The following is a 26256-nucleotide window of genomic DNA, read 5'->3' as shown; positions in this document are numbered from 1 at the left end:
GGTGTAATTATGATTGCTGCAAAGTCATCATCAGAAGGATTTGTCCATTCAAGACTTACAGTAGTTACATCAGCAGAAGCAGATGTAATTGTAACTTCTCCAGGTGCTGTAATATCACCTGTAATGAGTAATTCATCTGTTGTTACACCTGTAGAAATATTGTCATTTGTATCCTTAGCCTGAATCAAATACTTGTAAGTAGAGGTTGCAGTAAGGTCAGTAAATTCGTAAGAAATAACACTTGTATCAGTGATTATTACAGTATCAAGGGCTGTATATTCACTTGCCCCGGAAGCCATTACATAAGGTGTAATTACAATTGCTGCAAGGTCATCATCAGAAGGATTTGTCCATGCAAGACTTACAGTAGTTTCATCAGCAACTGCAGAAGTAAGGGTAACATCTCCAGGAGCTGTAATATCATCTGTTGTAGAGAAACTTACAGTAGAAAGGCCGTAAGAAGTAAGGTTATCTTTTGTAAATACTGTATAAACTTTTGCAGTATAAGATGATTGTGCAGTAAGGTCAGTCCAGCTGACAGTATTTGTATCAGAAGCTTCATCTGCTTCTATTTTTTCAAAATATACAAGATTTTCTTCGCTGTCATAAAGGGCAAGAATATAGCAGTCAAGACTTCCATAAGAAGTATCAAGGGCAGCCCATGTTACCTGAGCAGAGTTTTCTCCAAGTTCATCTTCAGGAGCAGAAAGTGTAAGACCGCATTCACTGGCATCTGCAAAAGCTACAGTAACTGCCACACTGTCGGAATAGATTTCTCCGTCTACAATGGCAGATGCAGTTATTGTACTTGTTCCCGGAAGAAGAAAGTCAACAGTAAGGGAATCAGCACCGGCACTGACAGCTTCTACAGCAGAAGAAGCTGCTGTAAAGGCAATGGAAGCCTGAGCATTTTCAAGAGAGGCCTTAAAGGTTTCTGTTGTGTAAGCAGGAATCACTCCGGTAAGACTGAGTTCCCCACTCTTATCAAGGGTAAGGGAAACTTCTTCCTCCTCAGTTACCACAGCAGATTCCGAATCATCTGAAGAACAGGCCGGAAGCATTAAGACACTAACGGCTGTCAATGAAATCAAAAAGTTCTTTACTTTTGAAAACATAATTACTCCTTTTTTTAATTAGTCAGTAAGCCAAAATTAAAGACTTCTAACAGAGGTATGAAAACCTTTTCAATTTATTTTCAGTCCGAATTTCTGATATGTCAAACGAATTTTAGTATTAAATACCATATTTAAGTTTCATTTAAGATATGTGATATCACATAATATAGAAAGATATCAGATTTTTAGAGCAAAATTATGTAATTAATATAAAAACTATGAAATCTGATATCACTTTTTAAATTTAAAACCATTTTTTTTAATCTGAAATCAAATTTCACGTGACATTTTAACAAAAAGGCACTACAGTAAATGTATAAAGTGAGGTTTTTATGAACGATACCCTTAAACAAATCGGAAAGACCGGAATCGTTCCGGTTGTAGTACTTAATAAAGTAAGTGATGCAGAGCCTCTTGCAGAAAGCCTTATTAAAGGTGGTCTTCCTTGTGCAGAAGTTACTTTCAGAACAGATGCAGCAGAAGACAGCATCCGTGCAATTGCAAAAAAATTCCCGGAAATGTTCGTTGGTGCAGGAACAATCCTTACTGTAGAACAGGCAGACCGTGCAGTTGACGCAGGTGCTAAATTCATCGTTTCACCTGGATTCAACCCTAAAGTTGTAGAACACTGTCTTAAAAAGGGTTATCCGGTTACTCCTGGAATCATGACACCTACAGAACTTGAAATGGCCTTAGGTTTTGGTCTTGATGTAGTAAAGTTCTTCCCGGCAGAAAATGCAGGAGGACTTAAAATGATAAAGGCAATGAGTGCTCCTTATACAATGATGAAATTTATGCCTACAGGTGGAATCAACCCTAATAATGTAAAGGACTACCTTGCCTGTGACAAAATCCTTGCCTGCGGTGGAAGCTGGATGGTAAAGGGTGACCTTGTAAATGCAGGAAACTTTGCTGAAATCGAGCGCCTTACTCGTGAAGCAAGCAATATCGTAAAAGAAATAAGAGGATAACTATGGGAAAAATCGTAACATTCGGAGAAATCATGCTCCGCCTTGCTCCAGAAGGATACTACCGCTTTATTCAGGCAGAAAACTATGGTGCAACATTTGGTGGTGGAGAAGCTAACGTATCAGTTTCTCTTGCAAACTATGGTCTTGATACATCATTTGTAACAAAACTTCCATCTCACGAAATCGGACAGGCTGCAGTAAACTCCCTCCGCCGTTTTGGTGTTGATACAAGCTTTATTACAAGAGGTGGTCCACGTGTTGGTATTTACTACCTGGAAAAGGGTGCTTCCCAGCGTCCATCAAAAGTAATCTATGACCGTGCAGGTTCTTCAATTGCCCTTGCCACAAAAGAAGACTTTGACTGGGACAAGATTTTTGAAGGTGCTTCATGGTTCCACTTTACAGGTATTACTCCTGCTTTGGGTGACAATGTAGCAGAAATCTGTCTTGAAGCCTGTAAAAAAGCTCACGAAAAGGGAATCACTGTAAGCTGTGACCTTAACTACCGCAAGAAGCTCTGGACTAAAGAAAAGGCCGGAGAAGTTATGGGTCAGCTCTGCAAATACGTAGATGTTTGTATCTCCAACGAAGAAGATGCAAATGATGTATTCGGTATTAAATCAGCAGCTACAGACGTTACCAGCGGAAAACTTAATAAAGAAGGCTACAAGGAAGTTGCAGCAAAACTTACAGAACGCTTTGGCTTTAAGAAAGTTGCAATTACCCTCCGTACTTCAATTTCTGCCAGCGAAAACAACTGGGCAGGTATGCTTTATGACGGAAGCACAAAAGAAAGCTTCTTCTCAAAGGAATACAATATGAAGATCGTTGACCGTGTTGGTGGCGGTGACAGTTTTGGCGGCGGACTTATCTATGCCTGCACAAACAATTACGAAAACCAGGCCACAATTGAATTTGCAGTTGCAGCAAGCTGTCTCAAGCATTCAATTGAAGGTGACTTCAACATGGTAAGTGTTGCAGAAGTACAGACCTTAGCCGGCGGTGACGGTTCAGGACGCGTTCAGAGATAATCTGAATATATAATAAAAAAAGTTACAGGCCGCCTGAAGCACGTTCTCCATATTTTCAGGCGGTCTTTTTATTTATCAATGACAAAGGCATTTTTTTACACTAAAATGGTTCCATGAGTGACAAGAGCATTTACATTATTGACAGTTACGGCCTTATTTACAGAGCCTACTTTGCCTTAATCAACCACCCCCTTACAAACAGGGAGGGCAATAACATAAATTCAGTAGTAATTTTCTTTAAAAACCTCAGGGCCCTTTTAAAGCACTACAATCCTTCTTTTCTGGCAGCAGCCTTTGATTCAAGAACACCTACCTTCAGGCACCAGATGTACAGCGAATACAAGGCTACAAGAGCCAAAACACCGGAAGACCTTCACGCCCAGATTCCATGGATAGAAGAAATCCTTAGGGGAATGGGAATACCTGTCCTCCAGAAAGACGGTTTTGAAGCAGATGACATAATTGCCACTGTTGCCAGAAAATGCCGGGAAGAAAACAGGGAATGCCGCATTCTGTCGGGAGACAAGGACCTGCTTCAGCTTGTAACGGACACCTGTCTTCAGATGCAGCCGGATAAAGCCAGCGGTGGATGGGAATGTCTTGGAATTAATGACGTAGTGAATGAATGGGGTGTAGGCCCGGAAAAAATTCTTGACTATCTTTCACTGACAGGTGATGCTGCTGATAATGTTCCAGGAGTAAAGGGAGTTGGAGGTAAAACAGCAGTAAAGCTTCTTACCCAGTACCAGACTCTGGACGGAATCTATGAACATGCAGAAGAAATAAAGGGTGCCCTGGGTGAAAAAATCCGCGGCGATAAAGACAATGCATATTTTTCTAAAAAGCTTATAACCCTGGAAGAAAATGTACCTCTGGATATAGATTTTGAAAGTTTTAAAACAGACAATCTTGATTTTGACACAGCAGCTTCCTTACTTAACAAATACGGGGCATTTCAGGTAGCCTCTACTTATTCAAATAATCCTGCTGCTGGCGGCAATAAGCAGGCTGACACTACAAAGGCCGGCAATAAAAAAGCAGAAAATAAAAACAAAGTTCCTGGGGAAAATACAGAAAACGAACTGCTTCCTAAAAAAACAGGAGCAGTAATTCAGAATAAGGGAGATTATAAGGGAATCACTAAACTTGAAGAACTTTCTTCTATTATAAATGACATTCTTTCTTCCAAAGATAAGGTTATTGCCCTTGATACAGAAACAACGGGACTTAACAGTCTTAATACTGAACTTGCAGGTTTTTCACTTTGTAATGAAGAAGGAAAAGCTTACTATGTTCCGGTAATGCTTCCTGGAGAAATGTTTGCTCCTGAAACCATATCTAAAAAAGACTGCCTTAATGAACTGGCCAGACTTTTTGCAGACAAAGATTTAACTCTTGTTATGCATAACGGCAAATTTGATCTGGAAGTTCTTAAATGCAACGGCCTTAAGGAAGAAGCTTCCTGCCATCTTTTTGACACCATGATTGCAGCCTGGCTTATAAATCCAAGTGAAAGCGGTAAATCACCCTACTCTCTTGAAAGTCTGGGAGAAAACTATCTTGGTCTTAAGGGAATTGAATTTTCTGACATAGTTCCAAAGGGTTCTACCTTTGCTGATATTCCACTGGAAGAAGCTGTTCCTTATGGTGCAGAAGATGCAGACTTTACCTTTAAGCTTTACAAACTTTTTGAACCGGTAATAGAAAAGGCCGGTCTTCATGATCTTTTCTACGGAATGGAAATGAAGATTCTTCCTATACTGGCATCAATGGAAAGTGCAGGCATTCACCTGGATAAAAAAGCCCTTGATGAATACGGTAAGGAACTTAAAAAGCTCATAGAAGAAAAAGAAAAGGGCATTTATCAGGCTGCAGGTCATGAATTTAACATTGCTTCTACAAAACAGCTGCAGCAGGTTCTTTTTGAAGAACAGGGACTTACAGGCAGCAAAAAAACAAAGACAGGTTACTCAACAGATACAGCTGTTCTTGAAGAGCTTTCTGATTCAACAGACAATCCTTTGCCTGCCCTTATACTTGAATACAGGTCCTATACAAAGCTTTTAAATACCTATGTAGAAACCCTGCCCCTTTTAGCTGATAAGGAATCCAGGGTTCATACTTCCTTTATGCAGACAGGAACAGCAACAGGCCGTCTTTCTTCCAAAGAACCTAACCTGCAGAATATTCCTGTAAGGGACGAAAACGGCCGCCGTATCAGAAGTGCCTTTACTGCAATTCCGGGTACAGTACTTATCAGTGCTGACTATGCCCAGATTGAACTTGTAATTCTTTCTCATTTAAGCGGAGACAAAAACTTAAGCCAGTCCTTTATTGACGGAACTGACGTACACAAGGCAACAGCAGCCCTTATTTACGGAATCAAGCCGGAAGAAGTAAGTCCTGAACAGAGACGCTTTGCAAAAACCGTAAACTTTGGCGTTATGTACGGAATGAGTGCCTTCCGTCTTGCAAAGGAACTGGGTATTTCAAGAACTGAAGCTAAAAACTTTATAGACCAGTACTTTAATACCTATTCCGGAGTAAAAGCCTTTATTGATAATACAATAGAAGATGCAAGATCAAAGGGCTATGTAGAAACAATTACAGGCCGCCGCCGCTATGTAAATGAACTCAGAAACACAAACAAAATGATTCAGCAAAGCGGAGAAAGAATTGCCGTAAACTCACCTATTCAGGGAAGTGCTGCAGATATAGTAAAAAAGGCCATGATTGACGTTAACGAAGAGCTTAAAAAGCAGAAGCTTCCTGTTAAAATGCTTCTTCAGGTTCATGATGAACTTATATTTGAATGTCCTGATGATGAAGAAAGCATTAAAAAAGCCATAACCCTTATAACAGACAAAATGGAACATACCTTTAAGCTGAATGTTCCTTTAAGGGTAAGCGTGGAATATGGTAAAAACTGGGGCTGCTTCCACTGAGGTCCTGCATAATGAATGAAGATAAAAAAAATACAGGTCTTATTCTCTGCCTTACAGGTCCTATGGCCGCAGGTAAAAATGCAGCAGCAGATATACTTGAAAAAAAAGGTTTTATATCTGTTGATGCAGACCAGCTGGGACATAAGGCTTTAGAAAGTGTAAGTGACAAAGTTATAGAGAGATTTTCTCAGGAAGCAGAAAAAGAGGGAATCCAGCTTACCGACAGCCAGGGCAGAATAATAAGAAGAAATCTGGGTGCCCTTCTTTTTAAGGATAAAAAGCTTCTGCAAGAACATGAAAAAATTATTTTTCCCCAGATAAATGATTTAATAGAAAACTTTGCTAAAGAAAATCAGGGAAAAAATATAATCATAAATGCTACTGTCCTTTACAAAACAGACTTTATAAAAAAATGCAGGGCCATTCTTTATATTGACTGCCCCCTTATTAAGAGATTATTCCGGGCCAGAAAAAGGGATAATATGCCTTTTAAGCAGATTTTACAGCGTTTCCACAGCCAGAAAAATCTTTTTGCTAAATATAAAAAATCAAATGCCGATATTAGAAGAGTACGGAATACCGGTACAATTTCAGATCTGGAAAAAAAGATAGACAGGTTTTTAACAGAATTTAACATGAATTAAAAGTACCGGGAGGGGATTTATAAATGGAACAGAAAAAGACCTTATGGATTGTATTGGCAGCAGGGATTTTCCTTTTATTTGTAATCGGAGCTGCCCTTGTCCTGTATGCCCCGCAGACAGAAAAATCTGCTGAATCTGGCTATTCCAACGGAAGTGATTCTATATATGTAGCACCGTCGGTTCCTTATTCTGAACCGCCGAGTTCTTTCTACGATGAAACAACTGAGTTCACCGGCATTGAACCTGGCGCATTCCCATACGATTCAGAAACCATTGACGGAACGGAGCCTGTAACTCAGGAAAACGAACAGTCAATCGAGGAAAGTGTAACAACAGACAGTCTGACAGTTTATGCAAACGGAACTACAAATATCTACGGATCTGCTGGAAAAGAAAGTGAAGAAGTTACTGCCGGCAACGAAGCAGCAGAAAGAATCATCAGGGAAACCGGAAAAGTAAGGACTGTTCCAGAAAAAACAATCCTTCCTCCGGAAAACCAGACTCTTTCTACCGATCTTCAGTTCGGTACAGCTTCAGTTTCTTCTTCCAGGGCCGGCAATTCAGCCGCTTCCGTGGGAACAGCATCTGATTCAAAAACATCTTCTGCTTCCAGTGGAAAAAGCACAGCTAAAGAAAGCAGCAGTAAAACAGGCAATACTTCTTCTGCATCAAGTTCTGCATCTTCTAAAGCTTCATCTTCTGTTTCTCATTCTGCTTCTACTGTTGCAAAAGAAAAGGAAGCTGACCGTTTCTGGATTCAGGTTGCTTCATATACAAGCAAGAAAAAGGCTGACGAAGCCCGCCAGCTTCTTTACGATAATGGACTGGAATGTGAAGTATTTACATGGCGTAACAAAGACGACACCCTCTTCTTCCGTGTACGTGTAGGTCCTTATACAACCAAAAGCGAAGCCGAATTCTGGAAAAAAGCAATTCTTGCTCATCCTGATTTCGCTTCAAGTGGTGCTTACGTTACAAACTCAAGTCTTGGAAAATAAGCTTTATTAAAAGAATACGTCGAGTCAAGGCACGCTCACGCTTAAAGCCTTGACTTCGCCGTTTTGAGGGTTTTGTAATAAACCCTCAATAAAAAAACCGGTCTTCCTTTAACCCCCTGATAAAACAGAAGGTTAAGGTAAAAGGACCGGTTTTATAATTTTAAATCAATGACCTGTGCATCACAGGCTTTAACCAGATCAGAAGGAGCAAGACAAAGCTGAAGGCCCCTTTGACCTGCACTTACATAGATTTTTTCCTGCTCAAGGGCAGACTGGTCTATAAAGGTTCTGAAGGATCTTTTCATTCCTAAAGGAGAACAGCCTCCCCTTACATAGCCTGTCAGGGCAAGGAGTTCTTCCTGTTTTACAGGAGTAACCTCTTTAGCACCACAGGCATTTCTTGCTTTCTTTAAGTTTATTTCGTTTAGGGCATTCTGACAGAAAACTACAGTTTCCTTTGATTCAGTGCGCATTACTATGGTTTTAAAAACCTGAGCAGGATTTATACCCAGCTTTTCTGCGGTCATACCGGCTGCTCCATGTTCAAGTTTGTGTTCACCGTCGTCATCATATTCAGCAGCCTCATAGGCAATCTTAAGGCCGTCAAGTATTCTCATTGCATTTGTCTTTTTCATTTTTACATGCTCCAGAAATGAATACTATTGTCCTTATTTTTGCAAAAGTGTAAATACTCCGTCATCAGGATTATATTCAACACCAAAGTCATCATCCTTTGCAGGATACTTACCCTTTGTAAAGAAAGTTGTAAGCATAACAGAATAATATTTTGCTACCTTATCATCAGGTCTTTTTTTACTGAGAAAGCGGAACATTTTAAGGGCCTTATCATAATCCCTGCTTTCAAAAGTATCCATTGCTGTTTCCCAGTTCTTAATATAATCAAGAAGTTCCTGATCTGCATCAGCCTTAAAAGAAATAAGTTCATAAAGGCGCAAAGGTGTCTTTACATTTACTACCCTTACCCGGTCAAGACGACGGACTATAAAAGTATCATCCAGCATTGACTCAGTTGTTCCGCTTATAAGAATACCATTTGTAGAATACTGCTTGTTTACACCTTCAAGACGGGATGCAAGGTTTACATTGTTTCCCATCATGGTATAGTTTTTTTTATTTTGAGAACCCATAAAGCCTGCAACCATATCACCGGAATTAATACCGATGCGGGTAAAAAGAGACCTGCCGTTGCTGACCATTTTACGGAAAGCACTTAAAAGATCCGGATCTATGTCTCCGATTTTTTCTCCGGAAGCATACTGCCGGATTTCTTCATTCATACGGTTTTCTGCCTGCTTCATTTTTATAGCAGCAGTACAGGCCCTTACTGCATGGTCTGCCATCTGAACAGGAGCACCAACAAAGGCTACAATAGCATCACCTTCATACTTATCAACAGTTCCCCTTTCTGAAATTATTATATCGGACATATCAGTAAGATAATAATTAAGAAAGGCTACCAGCTCCTGTGGAGTAAGGAATTCAGAGAAGCCGGAAAACTTCTGTATGTCTGTAAAGATAGCTGTCATGTCATAAGTAAAGCCGCCAAGCTTAAGGCTGGAAGGATCTTTAATAATGTCATTTACAACGTCAGCAGAAAGACACTGACTGAAGGCACCCTTAATAAAATTCTTATCTCCTTCTACAGCAAGGAAGTTAATAATCATCTGAGACAGATAAACTGCAATAACAAAGATAAGGGGAATAATTATAGGAACATAAATGCTTTTAAAAATCATTAAGGCTGAACAAAGGGCCGGTATGATAAAAAGATAAATAAGTCCCAGAATATTCTTGCTTGCAGGAGAAAGACTTGAAGTAGAAATAATTACTATAAGAACAAGAGCCGCAGCTGCAGCCAGACCCCATATCCAGTGAACTTCAGTTATAAACTGGCCCTGAATAATGGTATTGATTACATTGGCATGGGTTCCAAGATTTGCATAGCGTTTTTCAAAAGGAGTAACACCAAGATCTGTACTTGCAGAAGCCGAATTACCAATAAGACAGAATTTTCCATTAAGGACTTCTCCAAGAGCCTGACTTGTGGAACAGTAGCTTTTAATATGGCTGGCAAAATCAGTTACTTCTACAAAACGGCAGAGGTCTTCATCAGCAAGAATCTCTTCTGCAAGTTCAAGGCTGTCATCAAAGAAATCCTTTCTGTCTCCAAAGTACTGGTCATAATCATTCTGACTTAGTCCGCCACCCCTGCGGCCCCTTCTTACACTCTGGCCTGCTGCATCAAAACCGGAACACTTAAGCTTAATGGAATTCTTAAGGTCAGAAATGCCGCTGTAACGGTCAGAAAGCATGTAAAAACGTTCAAAAAGGGCATTTTCCTTTTCTGAAAGTGATTCATAATCAATATGGTCACTGTTAAGGATAAGGTCAAAATCAGACACAAGCCTTTTTTCTCCATTATAGAGATCATAAAGATAATAAACCGGTATATGGGTAAAGGAATCAAGGTAAAGGGAATGGGTCCAGTTAATCAGCATACATCCCTGGGAATCTACAGGTATTTCTATATCCTGAACTTTATCACTTCCAGGGAGCTTAGCATTTTTAAGTACTACAGAATGATTTTTACGTTCTATATCAGTTACACCAAGATTATGTACCAGGGGAGAAAAAGCCAGCTGAAGAACATATTTTCCGTCATAGTAATTAAGAAGTTCTACCCTGCGGCGGACACCATCCTTATCAACAACTACATTGGTAAAACCAAGACCCCTGGCATGGGACAGGATTCTGTTAAGGGCTGGAACAAAGCCCCTATTATGGGTATCTTCTTCATCCTGCCATACAGCCTGATTGCCTGCATTTATTTTATTAAGGGGGTCAGTAACATTTCTAAAAAGGAAGCGGTTCTTTACGTATTCCAGGTCTTCAGGGCTGCGGTCTACACCAATATCCCTGAGGTTAACGGTTAAAAAGGCATTGTCAAAAAATTCTATTGCCTTACCAAACTCATCATCATAATTAAGACTGAATCCGTCGGTAATTGACTGCTGACTGTCATAAATTACCTGTCCCAGCTCATCTTTTGGAAGGTCATTTTCAAGATTAAGGAATATCTTTTCAAATTCACTGCTGACAGTATCCTTAAGATTATCATCTACTGCCAGTGTTGATTCATCAAGGTACTCAATATCGAATACAGCTGTAGCAGCCCCAAGTTCCTTAAGACGGTAAAGGACTTCCGTAAGAATATCCCTTTTCCACGGCCAGGAACCCAGGTAAGAAATGGATTCATCATCAATATCGATTATGCAGACAGATTCATCCTGAGGTATATCCTTATGAACCTTAAGCATGGAATCGTACATTTTATATTCAAATTTCTGGAAAACATTAAAAAATCCAGCAAGAAGGCAAAGGGCAAATAAAAAAATTACAACAAGAAAGGAAGATTTTGAGAATTTTCCCCGGCTTTTAGATTTTGTCTTTTGTTCCATGACAAATATTATACAATAAGTTATAATTTATAGAAAGAAATTTTAAGGTTAGCAAAAGATACTAAGGCCCTAAGGAGTTTCTATGAAAAAAATAGTAGCATTGCTTTCATTTTTACTGCTGTCAGGTTTAATTTTTGCCCAGTCAGCAGATAAAATGACTGAAGTTCTTGAATCGGATAAGGTAACGCTGGGACAGGCCTCTTACTTTATAGCCACAGCATCCGGAAAGATTCAGGATACAGAAAGTGAAGAAGATGCCGTAAAAGTAATGAAGGCAATTCAATTTGCAGATGCTGATGCTGATCCTTCCCAGTATATAAGCGTAAAAGACCTTTCATGGATGCTTGTATGTACCTGGAAAATCGAAGGAAGCCTTATGCTTAAGCTTTTTCCCGGACCAAGATATGCCTGCAAACAGTTAAAAGCCGACGGAATACTTAATGACTTTGACGATCCGGACAGCATTCCTGACGGACACAGATTCTTTAACATACTTACAGACTGCATGGCCCTTTATGCAGAACAGGAGTAAAAAATGAAAAAATCAGCCGTTCTTGCACTCTCCGCCCTTTTTACAGTATCAGCCTTTTCCCTTGAAACAAAGGGAATCATTTCCAACGAAAGCCAGTTAAGCTTTTCAGAAAACGACTATTCAGTTCCATCCCTTGTACAAAAAGATTCATTAACAGCATCTTTAAGACAGCCTTTAAGCCAGTCAGGAAAAACCTATTTTTCTGCAGAAGCTATGGTAAGCTTTGAATACGACAGAACTTTTTCTGATCCAGCTTATGATGATACGGAAATCCTTGCAGACCTTACCCTTTTTAAGCTGGCTTCCAAAATTCCAGTAAATAAAGCAAACTTCTGCATTGCAGCCGGAAGATTTTCCATGGCTGATGCTACATCCCGCATTTATAACCAGAATGCTGACGGAATTCTCCTTCAGTATCTTTCACCTTATATTGAATTAAATGCCTATGGAGCCTATACAGGACTTCTTAACGCAAAAACCGTAACTATCCTTACACCTGTTGCCTCTGCCTATGGAAGTAACAGTGACAAGGATTTTTATGACTTTGCTACGGCTTATATAGCAGGAGCCTTAAGCATTAAGTTCCCTTATCTTTTATTTAACCAGAGTATTACAGCTGAATGTTTTGCCTTTATTTCAACAGAAGGTCCTGGAGAAATGACTGCAGAAGATGACAAAAGGATTTATGGAACTCTGGCTCTGGATGGTCCTTTATCTTCTTCATTCTTCTACAATGCAAGCACAAGCTTCCTCTTTTCTGAAGAAATGGATTACAAGGCAGCCAACTATTCTGCAATTAAAGCAGATATCTTCCCTTCTGAATCCTTTATGCTCTCTGTAAGCGGCTGTTATGCTTCCGGAAAGCAGGGAGCATTTGAAGCCTTTACTACCTTTACTGCAAGTACGGCAGGACTTAATGTTTCAGAAAAAAAATACAATGCCCTTGCCATGGGAGGACTTGCCTGTGCTGCCAGAATCAGTCCGGAAGTAATCCTTAATCTTGGTGGAGACATTCTTTTTGACATTCCGGAAACAGAGGCTGAGTATTCAGGAACTCAGGTAAGTGCAGCTTTAACCTATCAGGCTTTTACAGACCTGTCCCTGTCCCTTTCTGCACAGACTTTTATTGCTGACAAAGAAGAAGAAAGCAAGAGCACCTTTAAGCTTATGCTTTCCCTTGCATTCTGATAAAGAACTCTCACATAAGGAGGCTATATATGAAATTAAAGAAAACAATAGTTATGCTTGCTGCAGCTTTATTTACCAGTATTGCGGCATCAGCTTTTGACGTAACATTTATAAGCGTAAGTGGAAAAGTAGAGTTTCAGGACGGAGGCATCTGGGTTAAAGCTCAGTCTGGTGATGTAATTGAACAGGGAACTGTTATTTCTACCGGCTACAAATCCTCTGCAGTAATTAAATCCCAGAATTCTACATTTACAATCGGACCTATGACCCGTATTACCCTGGAAAAACTTGCCCGTCAGGGTGGAAAAGAAAATACCCAGCTTTTTATTGACAGTGGTTCAATTCAGTCTGACGTAAAAAGCGGAAACAAATTTAAGGTAAGGTCTGCAGTTGCAACAGCTTCTGTAAGAGGTACAAACTTTACTTTCTATTCTTCAGGAAGGCTCAAGGTAACAAAAGGTCTTGTAGCCTTAAGTCCTGCAGAATCCAGCCGCGCTCATGTAGAAGAAAAGATAGCAGAAAGTTCATCTGATTCATCTGAAGAAGAAAGTTCTGCTGCACCAAAAAGCACAGTCTTTACATCTACAAACGAAGTTGGAGAAACAAAAGGAGTTCCTGTTTACGAAAACCAGACTTCCTCTGCAAATTCTTCCGGAACAGGCTTTTCTACACCTGCTCAGGAAAAAACAAGTGAAGTTACAGCCCTTGCTTCAAGTACAGGAAAAACTTCTGAAAGTGAATCAGAAACAACTTCTACAAGCACAAGTGCCGCAATACAGGGTACAAATGCTGCACCAGAAGGAACAGAAGTTATTATAAGCATATCAATTTCAGACTAAGAGAAAAAAAATGAAAACAATAAAAAATACTATTTTAAAAACAGCTGCATTGATTCTTGCTGCAGTTATTCTTACAGGATGCAGCAAAAAAAAAGAAAGTAAAGTTACAGAAGAAATTCTTCCGGAAGAACCTGCATGGACTCCGGAAGAAGGTCTTGTCTGCGTACTCTTTGGCCACGGTTTTGAAGAAGACAGTGAAAAGGAAACACAATTTCTTAATATCCTTGAAGAAAAATTTGGCTTTGAAGAAACAGGGGGACTTATTTTCCCTGTATTTTATGAAAAGGACCTTAACTCCCGCATCTGGAATTTTACAGATTTTATCAGCGGAAAAAAACTCAAGGGAATCATAATCCTTGGAGCCCCTGCAAATACCCACAAGGTTATATCTGAACTTCAGGACAGCTACGAAGGAGGGCTTCCTTATAACGTATTCTCCCTCTTCCCTACAGACAACAGCATTCTGGGACAAGAAATGACCAGCAATATTGTCATTGAATACGAATTATCCCTTCAGGACGAAACAGAAGGCCGTGACGTTGATCAGGGACCTAACGAAGAGACTACAGAGCTTATAATAAATGCAATTAAATACATGTCTACCCTTGATGAGGTACTCCCTGCATCCTGGGACCTTGTAGAAAATGTAAAGCAGATTACAGGAAACAGAAAGGTAAAGCATTACGTTGATTCTATTGCACCTATTCCTTCTATGAATCACTTCCTTATTAAGGCACCTGTTACTCAGACTTCAGAAGAAGAAAATGTAAATCTTTTGGAAACAGAAGAATGAATAACCTTAACCAGCAGTTAAACTTACTCATTGGTGATACTAAGGAAATGGAATCTCTGGAAAATAAGGATGAATGCACTATCCTTATTATTTCCGACTCTCACGGACAGCATTACAGGCTGCTGGATATTGTTGCAAAGTTTGGTTCTGAATGTGACAGCCTGATTTTTTGCGGTGACGGCTGCGGGGATATGATATACCTGCTGGAAGAAGCTGCTGCAGATCCTGAATATGCAAAATGCCTGCCACCTGTAATAGGTCTTGTTGAGGGCAATAATGACAGTGACAGCTACAGTTTTGCTCCATCACCAGACAGAATAAGCAGAATACGCTGTCCTTTAAGGAACACCATGAATGCCTGCGGTCACAGGATTTTTTTTACCCATGGTCACAGATGTTCTTTATTTTACGGAAGCGAAGCCCTTGTAGAAGCCTCCAGGGCTGATAATGCAGATATTGTACTTTTTGGACATACTCATGTTGCCTGTAATGAATTTAAAGCTCCAGGAGTAAATGTAATTAACCCGGGCAGTATTTCTTTGCCAAGATCCGGCCAGCCACCCTGCTTTGCCCTATTAAAACTAAAAAGAAACTCTTCCTTTGCAGATATTGTTTTTTATCAGATAACAGCCAGCGGTTACAGTCCTTATATTCCTAGCGGATTCTGGTAATAATCAGCCAAAAAATTCCTTTAATTCAAACCCGCAGTAATCATGACCCGGATAAACTTTTGCAGTTAAAGGAATTATTTCATGAATCTTCCTTAAACTATTTATCATTAATTCTTCACTGCCGCCTTTAAGGTCAGTTCTACCCCAGGCACCGTAAAAAATAGTATCTCCGGAAATAAGTTCATTCGTGATTTTATTGTAAAGACAGATACAACCCATTGTATGTCCCGGAGTCCAGATTACCTGCCAGTTTTTTAAAGCTTCATGAAGTTCATTATCCTGAGGAAGGCAATTACAGCCGGAATCCTTAACAGCATCAAAAAGGTTTTGTCCATCTTTAAGGCAGGCATCACAGTCAGGAAGGTTTTTGTAAGCATCTGAAATCATGGACAGTCCTGCCTGAGCAAGATCCTGCTCCTGAAAATCCAGGGATGCAGGTCCAATACGTTCCCTGTCATTTTCGTGAATTAAAAGGGGAACATCAGGCCAGGCTTTTTTCATAACTGAAATACCCGCAATATGATCATAATGGCCGTGAGTAAGAACAAAGGCTAAAGGAATAAGGGAATGGGAATTAAGATAGGAAGTTACGGCATGCTCATCCCCACAAAGAGAACAGCATGCCGGATCTGTTACAAATACATAGGGCCCTGCCAGAGGTACAATAAGAGTGTTAACTCCGTAAGGCCCTGTATGAATTATGCTGATCAATATGCAGCACCATCACCGAAGTGAGATTTTACCTGTCCGTCATCTGCAGTTTCTGCATATGGTTCAACAGGTGTTTCTACAACAGGAGTAGATGCCATAGAAGCGGCAAATGCTGTCTGTTCTGCAGCAATCTTGTCTGCTTCTGCTGACTCAGATACTGTTCCGTGTACAGCATTTGTTACGTTTGAAGGAATCTTTTCTTCTGCTGTATCTGCATTAAAAGAAGCCTGGTTTTCTTCTCCCTTCTGCTGGGCATAATCTACAGAAAGTTTTCTTCCCCTGTATTCATAACCGTTAAGGGCATCAATTACCTTCTGACAGTCTTCTTTGTAAAGCTGAACAAAAGAATATTTAGGGAAAAGCCTGATATCGCCGATGCGGTCGTGATCAAGGTTGGCAACACTAACAAGAAGACCTACGATATCCTTTTTATATACATGTGAATATTTTCCAACACTTACAAAAATTGATGTAGAAACTTCTTTATCAATTCTTACACGTGGAGCACGTTCAAATTTTTCTCCTGCAGGAGCTTCAAACTTACTGCGGTTTTCTCCATGCTGTTCATAACGTCCACGACGGTCATCCTTACGGGCAAAGCGGCTTGCTCTTCCACTGAGAATTGCCTGTTTTACCAGCATGGCTGTAACATACTTTCTGCGGGAAAAAGGAACCTTCTTAAAAAGCTTCTTAATTGCATTAAGAGCCTTAACTTCTTCTTCTCCGGCATTCTCTACAGATCTTAAAGTATCCTCAAGTAAAGCAGTAATCTGTTCTTCATTCACAACAAAACCATTTCCACGATTAAAAGCCATTTTTTTAACTCCATCAAAATATAAAAAAAAACAATAAAAATTAAGTCTGCAACGCAAACCCTGGAAATAACAGTCCGTAAAATAAGGATGTTTTTCCCTTAAAATTAAAATAATTTTACCGCGTAACCTGCTCCCAGCTTTTTAAAATCATATCTGGTCAGTAAAAGTTCCAGCGGCCGGGTCACAACAATATTAAAAAAAATGACCCACTGAACACCGTTTTTTCTAAGGCTGTCAAGACACTGAGAAAGAAGCTCAGTTCCTATGCCTAATCCACGGTAATTCTCACATACAAATAAATCAGTCAGTAAAACTGATGTATGCAAATCATCCGGAGCATATGCGTATAAAGCACATCCAGTAATTTCACCATCCTGGGTACAGCATACAAAGCCCTGTCTTTTTTCTGCAGGAATGGAAAAAGATTTTCCTGTTAAATATGTAACTGCCTTTCCCAAAAGAGGACTTTCTGTATTCTGTGCAAACTCATGTTCCAGATCCAGCCTTACGCTGTTCAGTCCGTCAAAATCCACCCTGTAATCATAAGGACGTATGATAAAATCACTGTTAACAAGGTCCTCGGTTTCATTTTCTTCCGGAAGCTCAAGTTTCTCAAGCCCCCAGGACTCACGTAAAGCATTGTACCATCCGTTGATACGCAGGCCCATAGTTTTATTCTTAAAAAAGTGCCACTGACGTTCAACTTCCGGAAAGTCCTTTATTACCTTTTTAAAATTCCTGAATACCCCCCTTCCGCCTGCAAGTACACGTTTTAAACTTTCCCTGGCAAGCGGTGCATGCAGATTATCTGTAAAAGCAGTAAGAAGCTCAAAGCCGTCCCTGGAAGTCCACTGAGGAAGGGAATAAAAATAATCTTCATCAGCAGCTTCAATTCCGGCTTCTTCCAAAGAAACTACAGCCCCCTTTGAAGCATCAACTGCAAAAACGGCAGTCTGATTCTCCATGTAAAACATAATGGATGATGCAAGGAGATCTGTAAGTTCAAAGGTCATCAGGCAAGCTCACTGCGTTTTGTAATAACTTTGCTTATAAGACCGTAAGAAACTGACTCTTCTGCATTAAGCCAGTAATCGCGGTCAGTATCCTTTTCTACCTTTTCAAGAGCAGTACCGGTTTCCTGAGCGATAAGGGCATTAATTTTAGCCTTTGTTTTTGCCATTTCTGCTGCATGAATCTCTATATCAGTTGCAACACCACTCATGCGGCTGAGAGGCTGATGAATAAGATAGTGGCTGTTAGGAAAACCTATACGGCGTTCTTTTGGAGCTGCAAGAAGAATAAGGGAAGCTGCACTGGCAACAAGTCCCATTCCAATTGTATAAACAGGTGAATTAAGGAAGCGGATTGTGTCAAAAATAGCATAACCTGCATCTACATCACCTCCAGGGCTGTCTATATAAATATAAACAGGATCTGAGTTGTCTGCATCAAGAATAAGGAGCTGACGGATGATTCCGTCTGCCATTTCTTCGTTAATTTCACCGCTAAGAAGAACCTGACGAGTCTTAAGAAACTTTTCTGCAAGAGGATCTGCACCCTTTTCTTTCTTTTTATCCTCTTTTTCTTCGTCGTCACAAACAATCTTCATGTAACTTTTCATTTTGTCTCCTGTAAATCAGCGAATTTAATAAATTTTAGTTTTTACTCAGATAAATATACTGAAATTTCTTATAAAAGTCTAATTCATTTTGCCCCAAGAACTGACTTTACAGTCTTTTCTTCTGCAGGATCACAGACAACAAACCAGGATGCCCTGCCCTCTGTCCAGTACTTCTTAAATGCAGCCTGAACTTCTTCAGAAGTAAGCTTTCTCACTGATTCAACAAGTTCAATATCATGTTCAGGATCATTAAACTGAAGAATATTATACACATAATTCTGAGATACAGCTGAAGGAGTCTGTTTTTCGTAGAAAGTAGAGTTTATAAACTTATTTTTATAGCTTTCCAGAACTTCATCCAGAGAAAGAGTAATATAAGCCCCCTGGGAGTCAGTGCCGGTAATTACTTTTCCTTCTGCCATATAATTTCTTGCTTCTTCCAGAGCCTTTTTAAAGCCCTTAAAATCAGAAACCTTAAAGAGGAATTCCATACCAAAAGGAGCTTTTGAAGATGTTATGAAAGTTGAAGGAGTATAGCAGACACTTCTGGCAATTCTTACTGAATTAAAGAGCTGGTCATTATATACGGAAGAAGCCAGGGAAGCTGCCGCAAAATCAGCATTGTCACTGGCAGGAGAAACAAATACCCTGGCAACATAAGCTGTTCCCTTTGCATTTTCACTGGCTATGACCATTTTTTCTTCTTTCTGAATCTTAAGGGGCTCTACATCATTTGCAGGTACATCAATAGTACCAGAACCTTCAAGGGAAGCAAAAAGCCTGTTTAATTCCTTAAGTACCTTTTTCTCCTTTACATCACCATTTACAAGGAAGAAAATATTATCTGCCCTGATAATCTCTGAGTAAAGCTTTTTCATATTTTCTATTGTAATATTTTCAAGGGAGAAGTCTGCAACAGAGCTTCTTGTATCATAAGGATGACCGGCAAACATTGTGTCGCTTATTTTCTTATAAAGAATATTTACCGGTTCAACTTTATCCTGGTGAATTGAATATTCATAACCTGTGTAAAGCTTTTTATATTCTTCTTCATTAAAATCAGGATTAAGGATTCCATCAGCATAAACCTTAAAGACATCATCAAAATATTTGGCAAGACAGTTCATGCTGATAAGGCTTCCGGACATATAGGTTGAACTGGAAATAGAAGCCTTGGTTTTGTAAGCAAGCATTGTCCTGTCATAACTTGAATAACCTGTAGAACTGGCTGTAAGCATGGACAGAAGGGCTTCTTCAAGACCGGAAGTACTGCGGTCAAGATGGGCTACACCACCTTTAATGGCCATGTTAAGGCTTACACAGGAAGAAGATTTATTTTCTACAAAGTATACAGGAATACCGTTATCAAGGGTCTTTACACTAATCTTCTGACCTTCAAGTTTCTTTTCTACTGAATCCCCTTTTGATGGAATATAAACTTCTTCGTTAACAGGCTTGTATTCAGGAAGAGTATCTTTTATTGAAGTAAAACGCTCATTTTTCCACCAGATACAGCTGTCACCGTCTGCAGTTTCAAAACCGGCTTTCTTAAAATTTTCCTTTTCTTTTTCGTAAACGTCTGGATTAACAAAAACTACAAGCATAGGATTACGCTGGTAAAAATACTTTTCGATAAAATCCTGAACCTGAGACATAGTAACTTTCTGGAGATTTTTACTGTAATCATAAAAATAATCAGCAGATGCGGAACTCCACCAGAAGCTTAAGTTCCTGAGAATACCCTCCGGAGTTTCTTTATTCAGGAGCATTGAATCTTCAAGATTTTCTGCAATTTCCTTAACCTGAGCTTTTGTATAAAGGCTTTTGTCGGAATAAATTGAAGGAATAATTTTATCACGCACAAGTTCTGTAAAATGTTCAGCATTAGAAGCAATAACCGATTCCGGTGTATAGGCAACCATGGAATAAGAAAAATTTCCGCAGGCCCTGTTTGTCTGATAGGAAGCAGAAGCATATTCAGGTCCAGGAAGACCAAGGCTCTGGTCATCTACAAGAGACTGAACGAAGGTTCCTGATGGTTTTTCAAGAAGATTGATAAGATAATCAGCAGCATAAGTGTCTTCAATTTCGTAATCTGTATCCGGTCCCCTGAATGAAAGCTGATACTGAACCAGCTGTGGTGAAAGGGAATCATAACTCATGACAACTTTTTTTAACTGACTAAAAGGATTTACATCCTGCTGGGGAGGAAGTTCTTTTTTTACAGACTGACCGTTTGTCCAGCTGCCAAATATTTTTTCTGCAAGTTTCTTTACTTCTTCCGGCTTTACGTCTCCTCCGATAAAAAGAGCAGCATTGGAAGGTACATAATACTGATTTTTAATTGCAAGAAGCTGTTCTACAGTTGCATTACGGACAGCATCAAAAGAGCCGCCGGCATCACATCTGTATGGAGCATCCTTAAAGAAGTTACTGATATAATAATTGAAGAATTTAGAAGATGATTCAGCCTGAGAGCCTTCAATTTCTGCAAGAACAACTTTCTTTTCGTTTTCAAACTCAGTCTTGTCCATTAAAGGAAAACGGATGGCTGCGTTCCAGAAGGCCATTCCCTCTTCCAGACGGTCTGAAGGTACCGTAAAGAAATAATTAACACGGTCAATACCTGTTGTTCCGTTCCACTGGGCAACACCAAGATCTGACATGGCTTTTTTAACTGCAGCTGCATCCTTGTAAAGGGCGTTACCCTTAAACATCATGTGCTCATAAAGGTGAAAAAGACCTGCTGACTGAGGAGTCTGATCTACAGCTCCGCTCCTTACGGCTATCTCTATGTAAACAAGGGGCACAGTGTGATTTTCTACAACAAATACCTTTAATCCATTATCAAGGGTATACTCACTTAACCCCTTTACAGGAGTTGACCTGGCAAAAATAAATGCTGAAGCAAGGCAAAAAAATGCCGCCATAAAAAATCTTTTTGTTTTCATGGCGGCATTATATCACGTAATCCGTGTATTTTCCAATAAATATTAAATTAACCTTAAAAAACTTACTCCTCTACAAGACCGTTTTCATCGTAGAAATATGTTTTAATAGGTGGGAAACCGTTAAATTTAACGCTGGCATAAGTTGAAGTATAGGCACCTGTTGTAAGCCAGTAAAGTTTGTCTCCCTGCTTTAATTCAAGAGGAAGCTTGTACTTATCGTTTTCATACATAATGTCCATACTGTCACAGGTTGGTCCGGCAATAATTACACTGCCTTCCTTTCCGCCATCTTTATCAGTAATAATAGGATACTTAATTGATTCATCAAGGGTTTCGATAAGACCGTTGAACTTTCCTGCATCAAGATAAACCCACCTGTCCAATGCTGTATTATTCTTGCGGCTTATGAGGACAACTTCAGAAGTAAGGATTCCTGCATCTGCAACAAGGCTTCTTCCTGGTTCAAAAACAATCATAGGAATGTCATCACCAAAGTCTTCTTCAAGATAACGGGTGATTTCGTGGGCATATTCCTTAAGTTCGTTTGTAGGCTGAATGTAATGAGCAGGGAAACCACCACCCATGTTAATCATTGTAAGTTTAATTCCTTCTTCTTCTTCAAGGGATGTAAAAAGATACTTTGTCTTTGCAATGGCATCGTTCCACTGACCGATATCACGCTGCTGGCTTCCTACATGGAAACTGATTCCGTATGGAGTAAGGCCAAGATCACGGGCAAGTACAAGAAGGTCATATGCCATATCCGGGTGACAACCGAATTTTCTTGAGAGAGGCCAGTCTGCTGTAGGTGAACTTTCTACGAGAATACGTACATAAACACGGGAACCAGGGGCAAACTTAGAAATGTTCTTAAGGTCTTCCTTTGAATCAGTAGCAAACATTCTTACGCCCTTTTCGTAGAAATACTGAATGTCACATGGTTTTTTAATGGTATTTCCAAAAGAAACACGATCCGGACTGATTCCTAAAGAAAGAACATCATCAAGTTCATAACGGGAAGCAATGTCAAAATTAGAACCAAGGGTATCAAGGAGCTTAAGTACTGGAATACCAGGGTTGGATTTTACTGCATAGTAAATGTGGGCGTAAGGAAAAGAATCCTTCAAATGCAGATAATTGTACTTGATTGTACGAAGGTTTACTACAACATTTGGTGTAGGTAAGTTTTCTGAACATTTTCTAAAATGTTCCCATTCACTGTCTGAAATAAATTCCTGACGGTTAAACATAAAGCATCGTCCTGCCTTAATAATATGATGATAGTCTGTTTATTTAAAACATAGCGGATACTAGCATTATGAAAAGTTTTTGAAAATACTTTTTTAAAAAAAATTTTGATTATTTTTTAACTGTATTTTTCCTTCTTTTGTCAATGCTTTTTTTCTTCTGCCGCTGTAAGTAGGGCCTTTATCCATAAAAAAATCCCGGCAGAAAGTAAAAACACCTTCAAATCCTGCCGGGATAATAATGTTACAGGGAGAGTATATATTCAATCCCTTTCATTAAAGCTTGATTCCTACTTTTACGGAAACAAGACCTGCATCTGTACTCCATTCATCTCCTGACTTCTGGTCTGTACGTTCATACCAGATATCCAGGTAATAATGGGCAGAAGGTGTAATTTTAACACCAAGTTTTGATGTAAGGGTCAGGCTGTCCTTTTCGTATGTTGGAGAATCATTGTAGTTGTTGTAAGCATAGCGGCTGTACTGAGTTTCTCCATTTTCATCTGTATAGGCTGCTCCATAGTTAACGCTTGGAACATACCAGCCGAAGATGTAAGGCATAACCTTATCTGTGGCCTTATATTCAAGCTGAGCGATAAAGGCATAAAGGAAGTCACTGTATACTGTTCCTGTTGGAGCAGTATAATCCTTACCTGTAATGTTCATCAATTCAACCTGGAAGAAACCACCAAGATTCTTTATTGGTGAAGCTGCAGGATCTTCGTTGAATGAAAGGATACCGTTTACGATTCCATCCCTGTTCATGTTAAAGCCTGCTCCAAGTCCTACACGATTAGCCGTATCGCCGGAAAGCTGCATTCCACCAAGACTGTAGTTACGCTTAAAGGAAGCACCAGGTCCGCGGAAAAGCCACATAAAGCCGGCACCTACTTCAAGATCCCAGTCTCCGTCTTCACCCCAGTCAATTTCTGTCTGACGAACCCAGTCAACTCCGGCATAAGGCCTGAGGGAACCAAAGCCCGGTATACCAATGCTGTATTCAATACCTGCACCAAGAGCAAGAGGCTGTTCAACAAGAGCTGAGGCATCTGCTTCAGGGTCATTTGCTGCAGACATTACTACAGTTGCAGTATTTTCTTCATCATCAGAATCAAGGGTTTCACGGCTGGAAGAAGATGCTGTATATGTTCCGTAGTTCATTGCATACAAACCTGTAAAGGTAAGCTTTGTATTGAATGTAGGATTCCATGCCATGTCAGCACCAAATACCCAGCTGTTTTTATTATTGTCTTCTCCGTTCTGCCATGAACCAGCCTTTACGTTAGCCTGAAAATCAAGCCCCTTATAGCCGGCACTGTACATACCGTAGATTTCTACTTCCCTGGCATTGAGATGCACAAGATCCCTTCCGATTACGCTCACAGTACCACCGTTTCCGGAATATGGTCCTCCTGAATGAAAGAGAGGAAGACGGAAATACTGGTTTTTATCACCTGTACGTTCCTGCATGTTGTTATCAAGAACAGATTTAATGGATGCCTGATTCATTGTAATCTGAGGATCAATACCTGCTGCCCTTAACCACCATTCACCATACTGAAGTTCGGCTATAAGGGAACCAAACCAGATTGACTTTGCCTGATCACGGGAACCAATATCATTGATTTCTGAAACACCGGAATTATTAAAATTATATCCGCGCCATGCATAAATAGCAGTGTTACTCATTTTAAGGGAAACAGAAAGCTTGTCACGTCTTGGAGTAAGTCCCAGATCCGTATAAGGAGTAAATTCAAACCAAAGGTCACAACCCATGGTTGTTGCAAGACCTGTTGAACCGTCATTCAGGTCAGCAGCGAATGTTGTTCCAAAATCAAGACCGCCGGAGTTTCCACCAAAAAATGGAATCTGAATATCAGCAAAAAGAAATGAGGAGGCAAGCAATCCAAGTATTACACTTGCAATTCTTTTCATAAGTTACACCTCCGCTGATTACAATCTGATTGTGCAGGCTACACTGATAAGACCTTTGTCATCTTCACCGTCACCTTCAACACAGGTTGAAAGCTGGTAGCTTACATCAAGGGAGAAGTACTGAACTGGTGTCATGTAACATCCGACTTTAACATCTACATAATTATCACCAGTCATATGCTCACCATTAGAAGAAAGTTCAGGATAGTATTTACCGAATAAGTATGGCAGATATTTTCCACCAAGAAGATATTCAATCTGTCCTGCAATAGCTGTGTGCATGTCATCTCCACCAAGGTCGCACATTTCAAGTTCTACAAAGTAACCGAGATTCCTGATTGAAGCCTTGCGGTCTGCAAGTTCAAATGCACTGAAGATAAGGTTTGCATGAATGTCATCATCAGAATAAAGACTGTTGTTTTTAACGGCATTTACACCAAGAGAGAAACCTACAGGTACAATTTCGTCATAGTCGATATCCCTGTGGCTGGCAAGGAAGTCCTCTCCTCTTGTATAGAAGTAAGTACCAATTCCTGCCTCCCATGAATCATCAAGGTTACCCTCAAGATCCTTAAAGTAGTCAAATCCGATGTATGGTTTAAGAACAGACTTGCGTCCCATTTTGATTTTATAGTCAGCACTGATTCCTGCAGTAAGAGGATTGTAAGCAGTTCCGTTATAAGCAAAAGAGTTTTCACAGTGAAGGCCAGCCATTGCATTTACACTGATGCTCATATCTTCTACAGGATAGAATTCTGAATCAAGACCAAAGAGCCATTCATTTTCGTCATTATCCCTTCCTGAATAAAGGGAAGCTGCCTTAGCCATTGCAGTAAACTTTGAATATTCAACTCCAAAACCAATCTGACCGGAAACATCATCAGAATAATCAGTATCAACTGCATCACGCTGAATGAAACTTCCAAGAAGAGGAAGCCCCAGCTTGTTGTATCTTGTATTTGAATAAAGGGCATACTGCTTTTTAATATACCATCTGTCATCAGTATCCATTACATCGTCAAAGATAGAATTGATACTGGCATTATCAACCTGCATTGGATTTGTCGTTCCTGCAACCTGGAGGAAAAAATTTTTGTAAACGAGATCAGCTGTAATGTCTCCGTAAGTTAAAACCAGAGGACGGCTGGACCATGAGTTTACATTATCCTGAGCATAGTTACCGCCTGTAGTAAAGTAACTTTCAAGCCACTGAAAGCACATATCCTTTACAACAAGACGAACGCCAGGCTGAGCGTAACTTTCTTCTACAACACCCCTGTCTGTCTTATCAAACAAAGGAAGATAAAACTGAATTCCAACTTTGGTTTCAAGACCGCTGGATCCGTCATTTACGTCATATTCAAAGGTTGTTCCGGCTTCAACTCCGATAGTTGCACTTTTTGCCAGTTCCATTGAATATCCTTCATGAACAGGAGCTTCCTCCTCTTCCTGAGCAAAAGCACCGGCTGCCAGAAATGCGCATGCCGTAACTGCAAACAGCTTGTTTATTCTTTTCATAAACTTTTAAACTCCTCGCTATTTCTTGTATTTTAAGAATAAAGTTTGATTTAAATAAAAGAAACATTGAAAATTATTTCAAAAAACTTATTTTTTTTAGTACAGTTTAAGATTCAAAAGTAAAGTTTAATTAAATTATTTTCACCACCCTTTTGTAAAAAAAATCCGCCGGATATTTTCCGACGGAAAAAAAATGTATGAAGAAGTATATATTAATCTTCTTCTCCATTTAAATAAATATTTTCACTCTCA

Annotated in this window: 21 protein-coding genes; 10 read left to right on the top strand and 11 right to left on the bottom strand. The window is 39.7% G+C overall.

Features of this window, described 5'->3' with window-relative positions; genetic code table 11:
* A partial coding sequence (locus K6D58_RS04580; protein WP_367182333.1) for a fibronectin type III domain-containing protein occupies positions 1 to 1115 on the bottom strand: 1115 nt, incomplete at its 3' end.
* A gap of 332 nt (positions 1116 to 1447) precedes the next feature.
* On the opposite strand from K6D58_RS04580, the gene K6D58_RS04575 reads away from it, so the two are divergent.
* The 5 genes from K6D58_RS04575 (at position 1448) to K6D58_RS04555 (ending at position 7704) form a co-directional block, all read left to right on the top strand.
* Complete coding sequence (locus tag K6D58_RS04575; protein WP_296828106.1) at positions 1448 to 2086, top strand: bifunctional 4-hydroxy-2-oxoglutarate aldolase/2-dehydro-3-deoxy-phosphogluconate aldolase; 639 nt, start codon at positions 1448 to 1450, stop codon at positions 2084 to 2086.
* Between the two features lie 2 nt (positions 2087 to 2088).
* A complete protein-coding gene (locus K6D58_RS04570; RefSeq protein ID WP_296828104.1) occupies positions 2089 to 3117 on the top strand; it encodes a sugar kinase in 1029 nt (342 codons plus the stop codon).
* 113 nt (positions 3118 to 3230) lie between these two features.
* On the top strand, positions 3231 to 6062 hold the full coding sequence (polA, locus tag K6D58_RS04565; RefSeq protein ID WP_296828102.1) for a DNA polymerase I: 2832 nt from the start codon (positions 3231 to 3233) through the stop codon (positions 6060 to 6062).
* A gap of 11 nt (positions 6063 to 6073) precedes the next feature.
* A complete protein-coding gene (gene coaE / locus K6D58_RS04560; RefSeq protein WP_296828100.1) occupies positions 6074 to 6706 on the top strand; it encodes a dephospho-CoA kinase in 633 nt (210 codons plus the stop codon).
* A 23-nt stretch (positions 6707 to 6729) separates the two neighbouring features.
* Positions 6730 to 7704 (top strand): SPOR domain-containing protein, encoded by a 975-nt coding sequence (locus K6D58_RS04555; protein ID WP_296828098.1) that lies wholly within the window; start codon positions 6730 to 6732, stop codon positions 7702 to 7704.
* A gap of 152 nt (positions 7705 to 7856) precedes the next feature.
* Here the strand turns inward: K6D58_RS04555 and ybaK are convergent, their stop codons facing one another.
* Both ybaK and K6D58_RS04545 read right to left on the bottom strand, forming a co-directional pair.
* A complete protein-coding gene (ybaK, locus tag K6D58_RS04550; RefSeq protein ID WP_296828096.1) occupies positions 7857 to 8339 on the bottom strand; it encodes a Cys-tRNA(Pro) deacylase in 483 nt (160 codons plus the stop codon).
* 33 nt (positions 8340 to 8372) lie between these two features.
* Positions 8373 to 11183: an adenylate/guanylate cyclase domain-containing protein gene (locus K6D58_RS04545; protein ID WP_296828094.1), complete on the bottom strand. Its 2811-nt coding sequence runs from the start codon at positions 11181 to 11183 to the stop codon at positions 8373 to 8375.
* A gap of 82 nt (positions 11184 to 11265) precedes the next feature.
* Here K6D58_RS04545 and K6D58_RS04540 point away from each other — a divergent pair, with 82 nt between their 5' ends.
* From K6D58_RS04540 to K6D58_RS04520, 5 genes are read left to right on the top strand one after another with little or no spacing between them, the layout of a single operon-like run.
* Positions 11266 to 11715, top strand: a complete 450-nt coding sequence (locus tag K6D58_RS04540; RefSeq protein WP_296828092.1) for a hypothetical protein — start codon at positions 11266 to 11268, stop codon at positions 11713 to 11715.
* A 3-nt stretch (positions 11716 to 11718) separates the two neighbouring features.
* A complete protein-coding gene (locus K6D58_RS04535) occupies positions 11719 to 12903 on the top strand; it encodes a hypothetical protein (RefSeq protein WP_296828090.1) in 1185 nt (394 codons plus the stop codon).
* 29 nt (positions 12904 to 12932) lie between these two features.
* Complete coding sequence (locus tag K6D58_RS04530) at positions 12933 to 13742, top strand: FecR family protein (RefSeq protein WP_296828088.1); 810 nt, start codon at positions 12933 to 12935, stop codon at positions 13740 to 13742.
* A gap of 10 nt (positions 13743 to 13752) precedes the next feature.
* Positions 13753 to 14535 (top strand): hypothetical protein, encoded by a 783-nt coding sequence (locus K6D58_RS04525; RefSeq protein ID WP_296828086.1) that lies wholly within the window; start codon positions 13753 to 13755, stop codon positions 14533 to 14535.
* A complete protein-coding gene (locus tag K6D58_RS04520; RefSeq protein WP_296828083.1) occupies positions 14532 to 15206 on the top strand; it encodes a YfcE family phosphodiesterase in 675 nt (224 codons plus the stop codon). Before K6D58_RS04525 ends, K6D58_RS04520 begins: the two co-directional genes overlap by 4 nt.
* A 3-nt stretch (positions 15207 to 15209) precedes the next feature.
* Here the strand turns inward: K6D58_RS04520 and K6D58_RS04515 are convergent, their stop codons facing one another.
* The 8 genes from K6D58_RS04515 to K6D58_RS04480 form a co-directional block, all read right to left on the bottom strand.
* Positions 15210 to 15917, bottom strand: coding sequence for an MBL fold metallo-hydrolase (locus tag K6D58_RS04515; RefSeq protein WP_296828081.1), 708 nt, complete (start codon positions 15915 to 15917; stop codon positions 15210 to 15212).
* A complete protein-coding gene (locus K6D58_RS04510) occupies positions 15914 to 16732 on the bottom strand; it encodes a DbpA RNA binding domain-containing protein (RefSeq protein ID WP_296828079.1) in 819 nt (272 codons plus the stop codon). The genes K6D58_RS04515 and K6D58_RS04510 overlap by 4 nt, the downstream gene beginning before the upstream one ends.
* Positions 16733 to 16836: 104 nt before the next feature.
* Complete coding sequence (locus K6D58_RS04505; RefSeq protein ID WP_296828077.1) at positions 16837 to 17745, bottom strand: GNAT family N-acetyltransferase; 909 nt, start codon at positions 17743 to 17745, stop codon at positions 16837 to 16839.
* Positions 17745 to 18353 (bottom strand): ATP-dependent Clp protease proteolytic subunit, encoded by a 609-nt coding sequence (locus K6D58_RS04500; protein ID WP_296828075.1) that lies wholly within the window; start codon positions 18351 to 18353, stop codon positions 17745 to 17747. Before K6D58_RS04500 ends, K6D58_RS04505 begins: the two co-directional genes overlap by 1 nt.
* Positions 18354 to 18436: 83 nt before the next feature.
* Positions 18437 to 21304 (bottom strand): M16 family metallopeptidase, encoded by a 2868-nt coding sequence (locus K6D58_RS04495; protein ID WP_296828072.1) that lies wholly within the window; start codon positions 21302 to 21304, stop codon positions 18437 to 18439.
* A gap of 62 nt (positions 21305 to 21366) precedes the next feature.
* On the bottom strand, positions 21367 to 22554 hold the full coding sequence (locus K6D58_RS04490; RefSeq protein ID WP_296828070.1) for a type III PLP-dependent enzyme: 1188 nt from the start codon (positions 22552 to 22554) through the stop codon (positions 21367 to 21369).
* 273 nt (positions 22555 to 22827) lie between these two features.
* Positions 22828 to 24486, bottom strand: coding sequence for a hypothetical protein (locus tag K6D58_RS04485; protein ID WP_296828068.1), 1659 nt, complete (start codon positions 24484 to 24486; stop codon positions 22828 to 22830).
* An 18-nt stretch (positions 24487 to 24504) separates the two neighbouring features.
* Positions 24505 to 26004 (bottom strand): hypothetical protein, encoded by a 1500-nt coding sequence (locus tag K6D58_RS04480; RefSeq protein WP_296828066.1) that lies wholly within the window; start codon positions 26002 to 26004, stop codon positions 24505 to 24507.
* Positions 26005 to 26256: the final 252 nt, after the last annotated feature.

It is taken from the genome of Treponema sp., assembly GCF_024696245.1.
In the GTDB taxonomy this organism is placed as follows: domain Bacteria; phylum Spirochaetota; class Spirochaetia; order Treponematales; family Treponemataceae; genus Treponema_D.
This window is presented reverse-complemented; position numbering and strand designations above follow the sequence as displayed.

Excerpts from the sequence above, each read along its gene's own strand:
- K6D58_RS04530 (WP_296828088.1), top strand. The coding sequence starts at position 12,933 with ATGAAATTAAAGAAAACAATAGTTATGCTTGCTGCAGCTTTATTTACC.
- polA (WP_296828102.1), top strand. The coding sequence starts at position 3,231 with ATGAGTGACAAGAGCATTTACATTATTGACAGTTACGGCCTTATTTAC.
- K6D58_RS04535 (WP_296828090.1), top strand. The coding sequence starts at position 11,719 with ATGAAAAAATCAGCCGTTCTTGCACTCTCCGCCCTTTTTACAGTATCA.
- K6D58_RS04490 (WP_296828070.1), bottom strand. The coding sequence starts at position 22,554 with ATGTTTAACCGTCAGGAATTTATTTCAGACAGTGAATGGGAACATTTT.
- K6D58_RS04480 (WP_296828066.1), bottom strand. The coding sequence starts at position 26,004 with ATGAAAAGAATAAACAAGCTGTTTGCAGTTACGGCATGCGCATTTCTG.
- ybaK (WP_296828096.1), bottom strand. The coding sequence starts at position 8,339 with ATGAAAAAGACAAATGCAATGAGAATACTTGACGGCCTTAAGATTGCC.
- K6D58_RS04540 (WP_296828092.1), top strand. The coding sequence starts at position 11,266 with ATGAAAAAAATAGTAGCATTGCTTTCATTTTTACTGCTGTCAGGTTTA.
- K6D58_RS04505 (WP_296828077.1), bottom strand. The coding sequence starts at position 17,745 with ATGACCTTTGAACTTACAGATCTCCTTGCATCATCCATTATGTTTTAC.
- K6D58_RS04570 (WP_296828104.1), top strand. The coding sequence starts at position 2,089 with ATGGGAAAAATCGTAACATTCGGAGAAATCATGCTCCGCCTTGCTCCA.
- coaE (WP_296828100.1), top strand. The coding sequence starts at position 6,074 with ATGAATGAAGATAAAAAAAATACAGGTCTTATTCTCTGCCTTACAGGT.
- K6D58_RS04520 (WP_296828083.1), top strand. The coding sequence starts at position 14,532 with ATGAATAACCTTAACCAGCAGTTAAACTTACTCATTGGTGATACTAAG.
- K6D58_RS04555 (WP_296828098.1), top strand. The coding sequence starts at position 6,730 with ATGGAACAGAAAAAGACCTTATGGATTGTATTGGCAGCAGGGATTTTC.
- K6D58_RS04500 (WP_296828075.1), bottom strand. The coding sequence starts at position 18,353 with ATGAAAAGTTACATGAAGATTGTTTGTGACGACGAAGAAAAAGAGGAT.
- K6D58_RS04495 (WP_296828072.1), bottom strand. The coding sequence starts at position 21,304 with ATGAAAACAAAAAGATTTTTTATGGCGGCATTTTTTTGCCTTGCTTCA.
- K6D58_RS04575 (WP_296828106.1), top strand. The coding sequence starts at position 1,448 with ATGAACGATACCCTTAAACAAATCGGAAAGACCGGAATCGTTCCGGTT.
- K6D58_RS04485 (WP_296828068.1), bottom strand. The coding sequence starts at position 24,486 with ATGAAAAGAATTGCAAGTGTAATACTTGGATTGCTTGCCTCCTCATTT.
- K6D58_RS04510 (WP_296828079.1), bottom strand. The coding sequence starts at position 16,732 with ATGGCTTTTAATCGTGGAAATGGTTTTGTTGTGAATGAAGAACAGATT.
- K6D58_RS04545 (WP_296828094.1), bottom strand. The coding sequence starts at position 11,183 with ATGGAACAAAAGACAAAATCTAAAAGCCGGGGAAAATTCTCAAAATCT.
- K6D58_RS04525 (WP_296828086.1), top strand. The coding sequence starts at position 13,753 with ATGAAAACAATAAAAAATACTATTTTAAAAACAGCTGCATTGATTCTT.